At 71.9% G+C, this 14439-nt stretch carries 12 protein-coding genes; 10 read left to right on the top strand and 2 right to left on the bottom strand.

The genetic code is table 11. The annotated features are described in order from the left end of the window. Positions 1 to 25 precede the first annotated feature (25 nt). The 8 genes from mshB (at position 26) to OG842_RS13805 (ending at position 7991) form a co-directional block, all read left to right on the top strand. The gene (gene mshB / locus OG842_RS13840) at positions 26 to 925 is read left to right on the top strand and encodes an N-acetyl-1-D-myo-inositol-2-amino-2-deoxy-alpha-D-glucopyranoside deacetylase (RefSeq protein ID WP_266729903.1); all 900 of its coding nucleotides are present in this window, start codon (positions 26 to 28) and stop codon (positions 923 to 925) included. Continuing rightward, positions 922 to 1368 carry a DUF6113 family protein gene (locus OG842_RS13835; protein WP_266729902.1) on the top strand — a complete coding sequence of 149 codons (447 nt, stop codon included), beginning with the start codon at positions 922 to 924 and terminating at the stop codon, positions 1366 to 1368. Before mshB ends, OG842_RS13835 begins: the two co-directional genes overlap by 4 nt. Positions 1369 to 1543: 175 nt before the next feature. Further along, positions 1544 to 3628, top strand: coding sequence for a hypothetical protein (locus OG842_RS13830; RefSeq protein ID WP_443063980.1), 2085 nt, complete (start codon positions 1544 to 1546; stop codon positions 3626 to 3628). A 193-nt stretch (positions 3629 to 3821) separates the two neighbouring features. Next, complete coding sequence (locus tag OG842_RS13825; RefSeq protein WP_266729900.1) at positions 3822 to 4757, top strand: ABC transporter ATP-binding protein; 936 nt, start codon at positions 3822 to 3824, stop codon at positions 4755 to 4757. Next, complete coding sequence (locus OG842_RS13820) at positions 4754 to 5494, top strand: ABC transporter permease (RefSeq protein ID WP_266729899.1); 741 nt, start codon at positions 4754 to 4756, stop codon at positions 5492 to 5494. The genes OG842_RS13825 and OG842_RS13820 overlap by 4 nt, the downstream gene beginning before the upstream one ends. Continuing rightward, a complete protein-coding gene (locus tag OG842_RS13815; protein WP_266729898.1) occupies positions 5491 to 6675 on the top strand; it encodes a sensor histidine kinase in 1185 nt (394 codons plus the stop codon). Before OG842_RS13820 ends, OG842_RS13815 begins: the two co-directional genes overlap by 4 nt. After that, a complete protein-coding gene (locus OG842_RS13810; protein ID WP_266729897.1) occupies positions 6672 to 7283 on the top strand; it encodes a response regulator transcription factor in 612 nt (203 codons plus the stop codon). Before OG842_RS13815 ends, OG842_RS13810 begins: the two co-directional genes overlap by 4 nt. A gap of 159 nt (positions 7284 to 7442) precedes the next feature. After that, entirely contained in the window at positions 7443 to 7991 is a 549-nt protein-coding gene (locus OG842_RS13805; protein WP_266729896.1) for a hypothetical protein, read from the top strand. Between the two features lie 254 nt (positions 7992 to 8245). On the opposite strand, the gene OG842_RS13800 is transcribed toward OG842_RS13805, so the two are convergent. After that, entirely contained in the window at positions 8246 to 9757 is a 1512-nt protein-coding gene (locus tag OG842_RS13800; RefSeq protein WP_266729895.1) for an FG-GAP-like repeat-containing protein, read from the bottom strand. Between the two features lie 121 nt (positions 9758 to 9878). Then, positions 9879 to 10607, bottom strand: coding sequence for a class F sortase (locus OG842_RS13795; RefSeq protein WP_266729894.1), 729 nt, complete (start codon positions 10605 to 10607; stop codon positions 9879 to 9881). A 307-nt stretch (positions 10608 to 10914) separates the two neighbouring features. Here OG842_RS13795 and OG842_RS13790 point away from each other — a divergent pair, with 307 nt between their 5' ends. Beyond that, entirely contained in the window at positions 10915 to 11961 is a 1047-nt protein-coding gene (locus OG842_RS13790; protein ID WP_266729893.1) for a hypothetical protein, read from the top strand. 420 nt (positions 11962 to 12381) lie between these two features. Continuing rightward, positions 12382 to 14379, top strand: a complete 1998-nt coding sequence (locus OG842_RS13785; protein WP_266729892.1) for an elongation factor G — start codon at positions 12382 to 12384, stop codon at positions 14377 to 14379. Positions 14380 to 14439 lie beyond the last annotated feature (60 nt).

Below are 14439 nucleotides of genomic sequence, written 5' to 3'. Positions count from 1 at the left end.
GCGCCCGGCTCGTAGGGTGGTCCCCATGACGGACCATCCCGCCCGGCGTCTCCTCCTGGTGCACGCGCACCCCGACGACGAGTCGATCAACAACGGCGCCACCATGGCCAAGTACGCGGCCGAGGGTGCCCAGGTCACCCTGGTGACCTGCACGCTCGGCGAGGAGGGCGAGGTCATCCCGCCCTCGCTCGCCCATCTCGCGGCCGACCGGGACGACACCCTGGGCCCGTACCGCCGGGGCGAGCTCGACGCGGCGATGAAGGAGCTGGGGGTCACCGACCACCGGCTCCTGGGCGGGCCCGGACGCTTCCGCGACTCCGGAATGATGGGCGCCGAGCAGAACCACCGCCCCGGCGCCTTCTGGGCCGCCGACGTGGACGAAGCCGCCGGGCACCTGGTGGAGGTGATCCGCTCGGTGCGCCCGCAGGTCCTGGTCACCTACGACCCCGACGGCGGCTACGGACACCCCGACCACATCCAGGCCCACCGCGTCGCGATGCGCGCAGCCGAGCTCGCCGCCGATCCCGGGTACCGCACCGGGTCCGACGCCCCGCACACCATCGCCAAGATCTACTGGAACCGGGTGCCCCGCACGGTCGCCGAGGAGGGCTTCGCCCGCCTCCGGGAGACGGCGCCGGACGCCTTCCCCTCCATCGCCGCCATCGATGACGTACCGGGCGTGGTCGACGACGCCAGGATCACCGCGCAGATCGACGGAACGGCCCACGCCGCCGCCAAGAGCACCGCGATGCGGGCCCACGCCACCCAGATCTCCGTGGACGGTCCCTTCTTCGCCCTCTCCAACGACCTCGGCCAGCCCCTCTTCACCACCGAGTACTACGAGTTGGTGCGCGGCGATTCCGGAGCCCCCCGGGGGGCCCGGGAGGACGACCTGTTCGCGGGCGTGGCGGGAGCGGAGCGATGAGCGGCGGCAAGCAGCGCGCACCGCGCCCCTCGAACGCCGCCGGGGGCGGCGCGCCCACCGGCCTCGCCGCGCCCCTCAACCCCGGGCGGATCGCCGCCTATGCGGGCCTCGCAGTGCTGGGCGCGCTCGTGGGGCTCGCCGGGGCACTCGTCCAAGCCGCCTGGTTCCCCGCCGGATTGCTGCTCGCGCTGCTGGCCGCCGCCGGGCTCTTCCACGGCGGACGCCTCCTCTTCGGCACCCAGCTCGGCGCCCTGGCGCCCGCCGCGGGATGGCTGATTTCGATCGTCGTTCTGCTGGGTGGACGCCCGGAAGGCGACTATGTCTTCGGCGATGAACTGGGCCTGACTCTTTTCATGCTGGGCGGGATGGCTGTCGCTGTGATCTGTGCCACCATGTCGCGGTCGCCCCAACAGGGCGCCGACAGTGGCCGACCTGGCAAGTAATGTGCCACGTCCGATCCCGTAATGCCCCTTGTCCGTCCGGTGTCCGCACGGCCGTTTCCCCCGGTCGCGGGGTGTGCGCCGGCGGCGCCCAGTATGGTGGTTCGCGCGCCGAGCCGTCCCCTGGCCTGCGGCATGGGGGAAGTACGGGCGGCGGAGCCAATCGGGAGAACCTGCTTTGAGTCGTGAAACTGACAGTTCGTCCTCCGGGCCCCAGGGGCGCGGAGGAGCCGCGTACCCCTCGGGGACGCCGCCGTACGGATCCCGCCAGTATCCGTCGCTGCACCCCTCGCAGGATGCCCCGGCGGGGGCCCCGGAGCCTGCGGACCCGTCCCAGTCCGAGGAGCCGAGGACCGAGACGACCCTGACGACGCGTATCCGGATCAACATTCCGGGCTCGCGTCCCATCCCGCCCGTCGTCATGCGCACGCCCGTGGGCGACACCGACAACCCCGACGCCGAGCGCACCGGCAGCATTCCGCGCCCCGGTTCGCCCGCGGCGGACGGTGCGCCGGGCGCGTCCGACGCCCCGTCGGCTGCCGAGGCCCGGACCGATTCCGCGAGCGCGGAACCGGCTGCCGACAAGCCGGCCAGGGAGAAGAGCGGCAGCGACTGGTTCGCCCCGCGCAAGGCCCCCACGAACACCTCGGTCGCCGGTGGCGGTGCGCCCGGCGGCGGTACGGCAGGTGGCGGTACGGCCGGTGGCGTCGGAGACGCTGGAGGTGCCGCACCCACGCCGCCCCGTGCCGATCTGCCGTACTTCTCGGACGGTCCGCAGCGCGGCGGCGACCAGGGCGCCCCTCGCCCCGACGACTTCGGGACCGGTGGCCCCGCGTCCGGCGGCTCGCGTCCGACGCCGAACCTCGGCGTGCGTACCCCCGGCCCCGCCGGACCCACCACGGGCCCGGTCACCGGTACTTCGTCCCTCACGCCGAACCTCGGCGGACCGGGCGGCCAGGGCCCCATGGGCTCCGGCCCGACGGGCTCCGGTTCCGGCCCCGACGGCCCGCCGCGGATGTCCGACGACACCGCGGTGCTGACGCCGCAGTTCGCGGCCCCGGCCCCGGCCCCGGCCGCCTCCGGTCCCGGCGGCAACGTCTCCGGGGACACGCTCACCAGCGGCATCCCCGTCGTTCCGCCGGAGTTCCGGGCGCCGTCCCTGTTCCCGGGCACGCCCGGTGCGGACGGCTCCGGAACGGCGCCCCGCGGCCCGGCCGACCCGATGGGCACCGGACCGGCCGGACCCGGCGGTCCCGCCGCCGCGTCGCCGGCTCCCGCCCCGCGTCCCGAACCGGCGCCCGCGCCCGCGAAGAAGCAGGGCCGCTCCAAGCTGGTCCTCCTCGGCGCCGGTGTCGTCGTGCTGCTCGGTGTCGCCTACGGCGCCGGGCTGCTGATGAACCACTCCGACGTGCCCAAGGGCACCACCGTCCTCGGCGTCGACATCGGCGGCGGCACGAAGGAAGAGGGCGTCACCAAGCTGGACGCCGCCCTCGGCAAGCGTGCCGCGACCCCGCTCCAGCTCTCGGTGGACGGCAGGAAGACCGAGCTCGCACCGGACAAGGCCGGGCTCGCCCTGGACAGCCAGGAGACCGTGCGCTCGGCGGCGGGCAGCGACTACAACCCGGTCTCCGTCATCGGCTCGCTCTTCGGCGGCAAGCGCGCCGTCGACCCGGTGATCCCGGTCGACAAGGAGAAGCTCGGCGTCGCACTGACGGACCTGGCGGGCGTCTCGGGCTCGGCCAACGACGGCACGATCAAGTTCGAGCCGGGCAAGGCCGTCGCCGTACCCGGGAAGTCGGGCAAGACGCTGGACGTCAACCAGTCGATGACCTCGGTGCGCGACGCGTACCGCGCCCAGGTGCAGACCGGCCGGACGAAGGTCGTCCAACTGCCCGTCACCACCAGCGAACCCACCATCACCCAGGCCGAACTGGACCGGGCGATGAAGGAGTTCGCGAAGCCTGCGATGTCCGGCCTGATCACCATCAAGGCCGGCGCCAAGCAGATCCAGTTCGGCCCGGCCAGGTCGCTGCCGCAGATCCTCTCGATGGTGCCGGTCGAGGGCAAGCTGGTCCCGCACTACGACAAGAAGGCCATCGACACCCTCTGCGACGGCGTCTTCGACGGCATCATGATCACCAAGGGCGACGGCAAGAAGCACCAGCTCAGCGCGGACGACGTGGCACACGCCATGCAGAGCGCACTGCTCGGCAAGACCCCTGCCGAGCGGACCGTGGTCATCGACCTCGGCGGCAACGGCTGACCGCAGGACCCGGCGCACCGCACCGCACGCCCGCCCCCGACCGGACCCCCGGCCGGGGGCGGCGCCGTATCCGGACGATGCCCCGGACCGCGCCGGCGGCCGCGGAGTCATGCGCACCGCATGACATCTGTCATCCCGTTTCCACGACCGGCGGCCCTGCCGCGGCCACCCCCTCCTCGGCCACGCTTGACGCATGACAACGACAACCGCCGAGGCCACCGGGGCGAAGACCGCCGCGGTCCGCTTCGATCAGGTCAGCAAGGCGTACGGAGCGGTACGCGCCGTCGACGGGCTCACCCTCGACCTGCACCCCGGCGAGACCGTGGCGCTCCTCGGCCCCAACGGCGCCGGGAAGTCCTCCACCCTGGATCTGCTGCTGGGCCTGCGCACCGCCGACGCCGGTTCGGTCCGGGTGTTCGACACGACCCCGCAGAACGCCATCGCCGCGGGCCGGGTCGGCGCGATGCTCCAGACCGGCGGCCTGATGGAGGACGTCACGGTCAAGGAACTGGTCGGCCTCGCCTGCGACCTGCACCCCAAGCCGTTCCCGGTGGCGGAGGTGCTGTCCCGCGCCGGTATCGCGCAGATCGCCGACCGAATGGTCAACAAGCTCTCCGGCGGCCAGGAACAGCGCGTCCGTTTCGCGCTCGCCACCGCCGGCGCCAACGACCTGATCGTCCTCGACGAGCCGACCACCGGCATGGACGTCACCGCCCGGCAGGCCTTCTGGGCCACCATGCGCGAACAGGCCGGGCAGGGCCGTACCGTCCTGTTCGCCACCCACTACCTCGAAGAGGCCGACGCGATCGCCGACCGCGTCCTCGTCCTCCACAAGGGCCGGCTCCTCGCCGACGGCACCGCCGCCGAGATCAAGGCGAAGGCCGGGGCCCGCCGGATCTCCTTCGAGCTGGAGGGCCCGGTCGACGAGGCGGCCCTGCGCGGCCTGCCGTTCCTCGCCGCGCTCGACATCACCGGCAACCGGGTCCGGATCCAGTCGCACGACGCCGACGCGACCGTCCACGCCGTGTACGGACTCGGCCTCTACCCGCGCGAACTCGAAGTCGCCGGACTCGGCCTGGAGCAGGCCTTCGTCGCCATCACCGAGGCCGAGGAGGCCAGGACCGCATGAATACCCTGATCAGGCTCGAAGTCACCCGCACCCTGCGGAACAAGAAGTTCATGTTCTTCTCGGTCATCTACCCCTCGGTGATCTATCTCCTCATCTCGGGCACCCAGAACACCACCGACCGGATCCCGCACACCGAGCTCACCTTCCAGGCCTTCTTCATGGTCTCGATGGCCTCCTTCGGGGCGCTGACCGCCGTCCTCATGGGCAACAGCGAACGCATCGCCAAGGAGCGCGAGAGGGGCTGGGTCCGCCAGTTGCGGCTGACCGCGCTGCCCAGCCGCGGCTACATCCTGGCGAAGATCGCCAGCGCGGCGACGGTCACCCTGCCCTGCATCGTCGTGGTCTTCCTGGTCGCCGCCGCCGTCAAGCACGTACGGGTCGAGACCTGGCAGTGGTTCGCGCTGGCCGGGGTCATCTGGGCCGGTTCGCTGGTCTTCGCGGCGCTCGGCGTCGCCATCGGCTACCTCGCCAGCGGGGACGCGGTCCGCCCGCTCACCATGATCATCTACTTCGGGCTCTCCATCCTCGGCGGCCTGTGGATGCCCAGCGCGACCTTCCCGCAGTGGCTCCAGAACATTTCCGAGTGGCTTCCCACGCACGCGTACGCTTCTCTCGGCCAGGCGATCGAGATGGGCGGTTCGCCGCACGCCAAGGACGTCGCCATCCTCTGTGCCTACTTCCTGGTCTTCGCGGGCGGCGCGGCCTGGCTCTACCGGAAGGACACCCTGAAGGCGTGAACGACGACGAGACGTCCGTGGGCGTCGGGCGCCCGCCCACGAACCGCAAGCAGGTCTGGATCAAGCTGCTCTGGATCGGTATCTGGCTCGCGTTCATGGGCGCCCCGGTCACGGATCTGACCGGGGGCAACCACACCCCGTGGGCGACGGCGCTCGGCGCGCTCGGCCTGGTGACCTTCGTCGGGGCCTATCTGGTCCTGGTCGTCCGCCACACGTCCAAGCCGCTGGACAGCCGTCTCGTGCACTCCGCGATCGCCTTCCTCGGCGCCCTGTCCGTCGTCCTCACCCTGACGCTCGGCACCTCGTGGCTGGTCCTCTTCGTGTACGTCGCGGTCTCCGTCGGTGCCACCCTGCCGCTGCGGACGGCCCGTTGGCTGATCCCCGCCGTCACGGGGGTCATGGTCCTCATGGGCCTGGCCGGCGGCCACCCCCGCGAGGTCATCACCGCCCTGGCCTTTCCCGCACTGCTGGGCGGGTTCTCGATGACGGGGGTGAGGCAGCTGATCCGTACGACGATCGAGCTGCGCGAGGCCCGCGCCACCGTCGCCCAGCTCGCCGCCAACGAGGAACGGCTCAGGCTCGCCCGCGATCTGCACGATCTGCTCGGCCACTCGCTCTCCCTGATCACGCTCAAGAGCGAGCTGGCCGGCCGGATGCTCCCCGACCACCCGGAACAGGCCGCCGCCCAGGTCGCGGACATCGAGCAGGTCAGCCGCCAGGCGCTGATCGACGTACGCGGAGCGGTCACCGGCTACCGCCGCCCGACCCTCCCCGGCGAACTCGCTGGCGCCCGCACCGCACTCGCCGCCGCGGGCATCACCGCCGACGTCCCGGCCGAGTCCCCCGAGGGCCTCCCCGAGAAGCCGGAGGAGGTGCTCGCCTGGGCGCTGCGGGAGGCCGTCACCAACGTCGTACGCCACAGCGGGGCCCGCCACTGCACGGTCACCCTCGCCCCGCGCCAGACCCTGGACGGCAGACTCCTCGAACTCACCGTCCGCGACGACGGAGTCGGCCCCTCGGGCAGCAAGCCCGGCAACGGCCTCACCGGCATCGGCGAACGCCTCGCCACGGTCGACGGCACGCTGCGGACCTCGGCCGGCGACGCCGTCTCCGCTTCCGGCAAAGGCTTCACCCTGACCTTGAGTGTTCCGCTCGATTCCGGCCTAGGATCCACGGAATGAGCATGATCAGACTTCTCCTGGCCGAGGACCAGTCCATGGTGCGCGAGGCCCTCGCGGCACTCCTCGGCCTGGAGCCCGACATCGAGGTGGTGGCCCAGGTCGCCCGCGGCGACGAGGTACTGGCCGCCGCCCGCGAGCACGACATCGACGTGGCGCTCCTGGACATCGAGATGCCGGGCATGACGGGCATCGAGGCGGCGGCGGTCCTGCAGCGCGAACTCCCGGCCGTGAAGGTCGTCGTCGTCACCACCTTCGGCCGCCCCGGCTACCTGCGCCGGGCCATGGAATCGGGCGCCGACGCCTTCCTGGTGAAGGACGCCCCGGCCTCCCAGCTCGCCGCGGCGGTACGGAAGGTGCTCGCCGGTGAACGCGTCATCGACCCCACCCTCGCGGCAGCGGCCCTCGCCGACGGGGCGAGCCCCCTCACCGACCGCGAACGCGACGTACTGCGCACGGCGGCCGACGGCTCCACCAACGCGGAGATCGCCGCAGCTCTCCACCTCTCGCAGGGAACGGTCCGCAACTACCTCTCCATGGCCATCCAGAAAATGGCGGCCCGCAACCGCGCGGAGGCCGTCCGCATCGCGCGCGAGAAGGGCTGGCTTTAGCGCGTCACGACCATGAGACGCCACGCATCGTCAGTCGGCCTCCGGGTAATGACAGTTGAGCGGAGCCGTGGCAGTCGGTACGAGAACACGGCGGCCAGGGTGGTGAGTTCGCTATGGTGGAACGGCCGCGGGGCACGGGGAGTCATGAGGAGTGGGTGGATGAGGGGACGGGATCTGCTGGTCGCCTGCGTCGCGCTGACGACCGTGTGCGGCGCGCTCTCCGCGTGCTCGTCCGACCCGGAGCCGCCCGGGCCACGGCCCTCCGGCATCGCGGACATCAAGCCGTGCGACTTCTTCACGGCGGACGAACTCGACGAGTACCGGCTCCATGACGCCAAGCCGCTCACCGCGTCGGGCGACTGCATGTGGGAGGGCACGAAGTTCTTCGAGGACGCGAGCACCGTCCTGATCCTCACGCTCCGGAACCGGTCCGCCGACAAGGAGTTGGAAGCCCTCGGCTCCTCCTCCGGGGAGAAGATCGCCGAACGGCAGGCCGTCAACGGCCGCCGGGTCTGGCGGAACACAACACCCGGCAAAGACGTCAGCTGCGCACTGCTCTTCGAGATCGACGGCACCTCGTCCGCCGAGCTGAAGCTCTCGGAGTTCCTGGGTGTCTCCGACGCCGAACCCACCCAGCAGGACCTCTGCAAGGGCCTCGACGAACTCGCCCCACGGGTCGAGGAGAAGCTGCCTGCCGTCCGCACCTGACGGAGATCCCGCGTGCGTGGGGTCGCTTCGCCCCGTTCACCACTCTCCGCCGCAGCGCTCCTGCTTCCGCCTGATCCGCGCCTCGATCACGTAGGTCTCCTCGGGCGTCGCGTCGCACCCTGCACCGCCTGCGTCCCCGTACGTCAAGGGCGACCGACTGGCGTGCCGGTGTGCGGGGGCACCGTCGCCCCCGCACACCCTTCCGCGCAGCCCGTCAGCCCGTCAGTCCGCCAGTCCGCCAGTCCGCCAGTGCGTCAGTGCGTCAGCGTCTGGCTGAAGCGGGACGGGCCGGTCGGGGCGCCGATCGTGGCCGCGCCGAACGAGACGGAACCCTTTGCGATGACGCCGGAGGCATCCGTAGCGAAGATCCACAGGGCGCCCCTGCCGCTGTTCTCCGTCGGGGCGCCGACCACCATCTCCGTACGGCCCTTGCCGTCGTAGTCGCCCAGCGAGAGGGCCTGGCCGAACTGGTCGCCCGCCTCGGCCACCCCCGGAACCCCGGCCGTGTACTGGCCGAACTCCTTGGAGCCCGCACCGCTCACGCCGTTCGGGCCGCCCTTGAGCACCAGGACCCGGCCGGCGTCGGCGATGCCCTTGATCTTCTCGTTCGGCAGGCCCACGGCGATGTCGGGGTAGCCGTCGCCGTTCGTGTCGCCCAGCGCCAGGCTGTAGCCCATCCGGTCGTGGTACTCGGCCGTGCCCGAGACGCCTTCGGTGTCCTGGTTGATCCAGACGGGCTTGCGGCCGGTGCTCTGCCCCTGTGGGCCGCCGTACGAGATGAAGAGCGCGCCGCCCTTCTTCACCGGGGTGTCCTCGTTCGCCCACTCGTCGCCGCGCCCGATGACGATGTCCCCGTGGCCGTCCTTGTCCAGGTCGGCGATGCCCACGGCGTTACCACCGACGCCCGCACCGTCCGCGTCCTTGATCTCGACCGGGGCGGCGAGACCGGTGCGGCCGCCCTTCAGCAGGTACGTGTGCTGCTGCCACGGGTCGCCCGGACCGAAGCCGAGGATCACCAGATCGCCCACTCCGTCGCCGGTCACGTCACCCACCGCGATCTCCGAGGTGTCGAGGACGTCCGTGCCGTCGACCGTGAAGGAGCTGACCCTGCTCCACTGGCCGGTGCGGCTGACCGGGCCGTGCAGGACGTGGCCGCCGCGCCGCACGTCGCCCACCGCGATGTCGGGGACGCCGTCACCGTCCACGTCGCCCACATCGAGGTCGCCGGTGGCGTCCTTCTGCTCGCCGGGGACGGGCTTCAGGATCGTGACGTTCTTCGAAAGGCCGGATGCGCCACCCCAGTTGACGGCCAGCACCGTGCCCTTGTCGCCGTCCGTCGACATCCCCCAGAGGCGGCCGACGAGATCCGCGTAACCGTCGTTGTCCAGATCGGCGCTGCGCAGGTTCGTGCCGTAGCGCGCGTCCCCAGGGTTGCTGATGCCCGAGCGGTCCGGCCAGGTCAGCACCTGCTTGCGGGCGGAGGACAGGCCGCCGGGGCCGCCGAAGAGGACGCTCACGGCGCCCGCACCCTCCGAGCCGCCGACGGTGGCCATGGGGGCACCCACGGCCACGTCCGGGTAGCCGTCGCCGTTGAAGTCGTCGCGCAGCCGCTTGCTGCTCGGCGCGCTCGCCGCCTGGGCGGGCGGCTGTGCCGCCGGGGCGGACGACCGCGCGGCGGCGTGGCCGACGGGAGCGGCCACGGCTCCGGCGACCACGGCGATTCCGGTTGCGATCGCCAGCCGGTGGCGTTGGGAAAGGACGGGCACGTCGATCAACTCCGGTGCTCGGTGCGTGAGTCGGGGCAGTACGGAATCATCTTCCGTACTGCCCCGTACGACCTCGCGGCCCGGCGGATGGTTGTGCCGCACCGCCGACGAGCGCCGGTGGTCAGCCCTTCTCGAAGGTGTCCAGGTGGGCGAAGGCCACCACATTGGCCTCGTAGTCCTTCGCGGTCTTGTTGTACGCGCCGCCACAGGTGATCAGGCGGAGCTGGGCGGAGTCGGTGTCGGCGTAGACCCGGTCGTCCGGGAACTTCGCCTTGCTGAACTGCTCGACGGAGTCGACCTTGAAGGTGGCCACCGAGCCGTCGGCGCGGGTGATGTCGACCTTGGCGCCGGGCTTGAGGTACTGGAGCTGGAGGAAGACGGCCGGGCCGGTCATCGTGTCGACGTGGCCCGCCACGATCGCGGCTCCGCGCTCGCCGGGGGTGATGCCGTCCTTGTACCAGCCGACCAGGTTGTTGTCGTTGGGGGGCGGCGCGTTCAGCTGGCCGGTGGGGCCGAGGGACAGGTCGGTGAACGGCGCGTCGACGCCGATGGTCGCGATCCGCAGCCGCTTCGGGACGGAAGCCGACATCGCCGGGCCGACGGTGGCCTTGGACGAGGTGACGGGGTCGGGCGCGGCATGGGAGCCGAGGACTTCGGGGACCTCGGGAACGGCGGGCGCGACGGCTGCGGGCGGGGCCGGCGGCTTGTCGTCGACCGAGGTGCCGAAGGAGTTGTAGATGAGGACCATGCCGAGCCCGGCTGTCACGGCGGGCCACATCAGGGCGCGGCCCAGTGTGGTTGGGGGGGCAGTCCGGGTGGGGGTGGAGCCGGTCGACTGCGGGGCGGCCATGGGACGTGCCTTTCGGTCGTGCGGTGTCGAGGAGGAGAGCGGGGAGGGGGAGGGGGCGGAGGGGAGCGCGGGCCGGGTTTATCCGGGGCTTATCAGGGGGGAAAAGAAGGCGCCGCGGCCGCCGCCCCGAAGGGCAGCGACCGCGACAACCGAACTACCGGCTGGAGGGTTGGCCCGGTCAGGCCATCGCGCCACCGGTCGACTGGCGACGGCGCAGCTTGTACGCACCGACGCCGACACCGCCGAGCAGCAGCGCCGAGCCGGCGGCCAGGCCGCCACCGGTCATCGCCATGCCGCCACCACCGGCGTGGACGCCGCCACGGGGCCGGTCGCCGCCGCGACCGCCGTAGCCGCCCTCGTCGCCGCCACGGCCGCCGTAGCCGCCGCCGCGGCCACCTTCGTCGCCGCCGCGGCCGCCGCCGCGGCCACCCTCATCGCCGCCACGGCCGCCCTCGTCGCCGCCGCGGCCACCTTCGTCGCCGCCACGGCCGCCGCCACGGCCGCCTTCGTCGTCACTGGCGATCACGGAGGCCATGAAGCCGCCGCCGGCGTGGACGCCGCCACGGGGGCTGTCGCCGCCACGGCCGCCGCCGCGGCCACCCTCGTCGCCGCCGCGACCGCCGTAGCCGCCGCCGCGGCCACCCTCGTCGCCGCCACGGCCGCCGCCGCGACCGCCCTCGTCGCCGCCGCGACCGCCCTCGTCGCCGCCGCGACCGCCGCCACGGCCGCCCTCGTCGCCGCCGCGGCCACCTTCGTCGCCGCCACGGCCGCCGCCGCGACCGCCCTCGTCGTCACTGGCGATCACGGAGGCCATGAAGCCGCCGCCGGCGTGGACGCCGCCACGGGGGCTGTCGCCGCCGCGGCCGCCGCCGCGGCCACCCTCGTCGCCGCCGCGACCGCCGTAGCCGCCGCCGCGACCGCCCTCGTCGCCGCCACGGCCGCCGCCACGGCCGCCCTCGTCGCCGCCGCGGCCACCCTCATCTCCACCGCGGCCTCCACCGCGGCCTCCCTCGTCGCCGCCGCGGCCCTCACCGCGGTCGGACTTTCCTTGGTCGTCGCCGCGCGAGGACGAGTAACCGTTGTCTTGGCCCGAGTCGCCCGACGCGGCCATGGCGTAGGCGGACGGGCCGGTGATGGCGAGGACCGCTGTGACAGCGGCCGTAGCGAACAGTGTGCGGGCAGAGCGCATCTGAACACATTCCTTCCGGCGCAACTGCGAAGAGTGACTGGGTGTCGACTCATTGTGGCGCAGTGGCGACGTGATCCACCGTCAGCCGGAATTCGAATTCGCGCCAATGCAAAACGCCGCATTGGGGCTACGCCGTGGGCTCTTCGGGTGGCGTTTGGCCGATAATCACCCGTTGGACTGCACGCAGCGGCGCGTGAGGTTTGGGCGACGGGGTCCCACTCGTTTGCCGACCTGGAGCCGTCCGCCGCCCGCCCCTCGAACTTCCTCGAATTGCCGTCAACAGCGCCTGTGAGCAGTTGAGTTGAAAAATGACACGAGCGGTGTGCCGGTCCGGACGATGCGGCCTTTGCGGCCTGCTGGGTTGCCGTGCGTGCGCCTTTGGGTCCGCGTCGGTGACGGACCCGAATCCGGCGACGCGCCGTCACATCGACCTGCTTGCCTTCGAGTGTTAAATCGGTTGTCCAGAGTCCGGATCCCCTGCTGTACTCACCCACGGAATTCGATCGACGAAGGAGCGAGTCATGCGAGGAACTCACATGTTCATTCGGACGGGAATTGTCACCGATCTTGAGGACATGGAGTTTCGTGCACACGTTGAATCTGGGAATCCTGGCGCATGTCGACGCCGGTAAGACGAGCCTGACCGAGCGGCTGCTCCACACCGCCGGCGTCATCGACGAGATCGGCAGCGTCGACAAGGGCAGCACCCGGACCGATTCCCTGGCGCTCGAACGGCAACGCGGCATCACGATCAAGTCCGCCGTCGTCTCGTTCGCCGTCGACGGCACCACGGTCAATCTGATCGACACCCCCGGGCACCCGGATTTCATCGCCGAGGTGGAACGGGTGCTGAGCGTGCTCGACGGCGCCGTGCTGGTCGTCTCCGCGGTGGAGGGCGTACAGGCGCAGACCCGCGTACTGATGCGGACGCTGCGACGCCTGCGCATTCCCACGCTCATCTTCGTGAACAAGGTCGACCGCGGCGGCGCGCGGTGCGACTCCGTCCTGCGGGACATCTCCGAGAAGCTCACCCCGGCCGTCGTCGCCATGGGGTCGGTCGACGCTCCCGGCGGCCGCGACGCCCGCTGCACGCCGTACACCCACGCCGACGCCGGCTTCACCGACCGGCTGACCGAGCTGCTCGCCGATCAGGACGACGCGCTTTTGGCCGCGTACGTCGAGAACGCCGCGGCGCTCCCGTACGACAGGCTCCGCGAGGAACTGTCGACGCAGACCGGGCGGGCGGCGGTGCATCCGGTGTACTTCGGCTCGGCGATCACCGGGGCCGGGGTGGAAGCCCTGATCCACGGGGTCACGGAGCTGCTCCCGGCGAGCCGGGGCGATGCCGACGGGCCGGTCTCGGGCACCGTCTTCAAGGTGGAGCGCGGACCGGGCGGCGAGAAGTCGGCGTACGTCCGGATGTTCTCCGGCACGGTGAGGATCCGCGACCGGCTGCCGTTCGGACGGGGCGACGGGCGCGCCGAGGGCAGGGTGACCGGGATCAGCGTCTTCGACCAGGGCTCGGCCGTCCGAGGGGCGGCGGTCCCGGCAGGCCGGATCGCGAAGCTCCAGGGGCTCGACGGCATCCGGATCGGCGACCCTGTCGGCGAACCGGACGCGGCCCCGCCGGGCCGGTGGTTCGCCCCGCCGACGCTGGAATCGGTGGTGGTCCCCAGCCCTCCGGCGAGCCGGGGCGAACTGCTCTTCGCGCTCGCGCAACTCGCCGAACAGGACCCGCTGATCGATCTGCGGCAGGACGACATCCGTGAAGAGGTGTCCGTCTCGCTCTACGGCGAAGTGCAGAAGGAGGTCGTCCAGGCGACGCTGGCCGACGAATACGGAATCGGCGTCGCCTTCCGCGAGACCACGACGATTTGCCTGGAACGGCCGAAGGGCAGCGGAGCGGCGTACGAGATCATCGATCAGGGCGGGAATCCGTTTCTGGCGACCGTCGGTCTGAGGGTCGACCCCGCCCCGGTCGGCAGCGGTATCGCCTACCGGCTGGAGGTGGAGCTCGGATCGATGCCCTTCTCCCTGATGAGGGCGGTGGAGGAGACCGTGGGGGAGACCCTGCGGCAGGGCATCCACGGCTGGCAGGTCACCGACTGCGTCGTCACCATGACGCATTCCGGTTACTGGCCCCGCCAGAGCCATTCCCACGCCGTTTTCGACAAGAGCATGTCGAGCACCGCGGGGGACTTCCGGAATCTGACCCCGCTGGTCCTGATGAGCGCTCTGATGGAGGCCGGCACCACGGTGCACGAGCCGATCCACCGGTTCCGTCTGGAACTCCCGGCGGAGCTGCTCGGCCCGGTCCTGCCCGTACTCGCCCAGCTGCGCGCCGTCCCGGGGACACCGGCCGTGCACGGTTCCCTCTGTGTGCTGGAGGGCGAGATCCCGGCGGCCCGCGTCCATGAACTCCAGCAGCAGTTGCCGGCCCTGACGCGTGGCGAAGGGGTCCTGGAGTCCGAGTTCGCCTCCTACCGGGCGGTCGCCGGCACGGCCCCGGACCGGCCGCGCACCGACCGCGACCCGCTCAACCGCAAGGAGTACCTGCTGCGCACGGCACGCAGGGTCGCCTGAGGGCCGGTCCGCAGGGCTACAGGGCGACGGGGCACGCGGCGGTCCCACGCCGCCCCGTCG

The sequence above is a fragment of the Streptomyces sp. NBC_00376 genome, from assembly GCF_036077095.1.
GTDB lineage: Bacteria > Actinomycetota > Actinomycetes > Streptomycetales > Streptomycetaceae > Streptomyces.
This window is presented reverse-complemented; position numbering and strand designations above follow the sequence as displayed.

Excerpts from the sequence above, each read along its gene's own strand:
- OG842_RS13825 (WP_266729900.1), top strand. The coding sequence starts at position 3,822 with ATGACAACGACAACCGCCGAGGCCACCGGGGCGAAGACCGCCGCGGTC.
- mshB (WP_266729903.1), top strand. The coding sequence starts at position 26 with ATGACGGACCATCCCGCCCGGCGTCTCCTCCTGGTGCACGCGCACCCC.
- OG842_RS13820 (WP_266729899.1), top strand. The coding sequence starts at position 4,754 with ATGAATACCCTGATCAGGCTCGAAGTCACCCGCACCCTGCGGAACAAG.
- OG842_RS13810 (WP_266729897.1), top strand. The coding sequence starts at position 6,672 with ATGAGCATGATCAGACTTCTCCTGGCCGAGGACCAGTCCATGGTGCGC.
- OG842_RS13835 (WP_266729902.1), top strand. The coding sequence starts at position 922 with ATGAGCGGCGGCAAGCAGCGCGCACCGCGCCCCTCGAACGCCGCCGGG.
- OG842_RS13795 (WP_266729894.1), bottom strand. The coding sequence starts at position 10,607 with ATGGCCGCCCCGCAGTCGACCGGCTCCACCCCCACCCGGACTGCCCCC.
- OG842_RS13805 (WP_266729896.1), top strand. The coding sequence starts at position 7,443 with ATGAGGGGACGGGATCTGCTGGTCGCCTGCGTCGCGCTGACGACCGTG.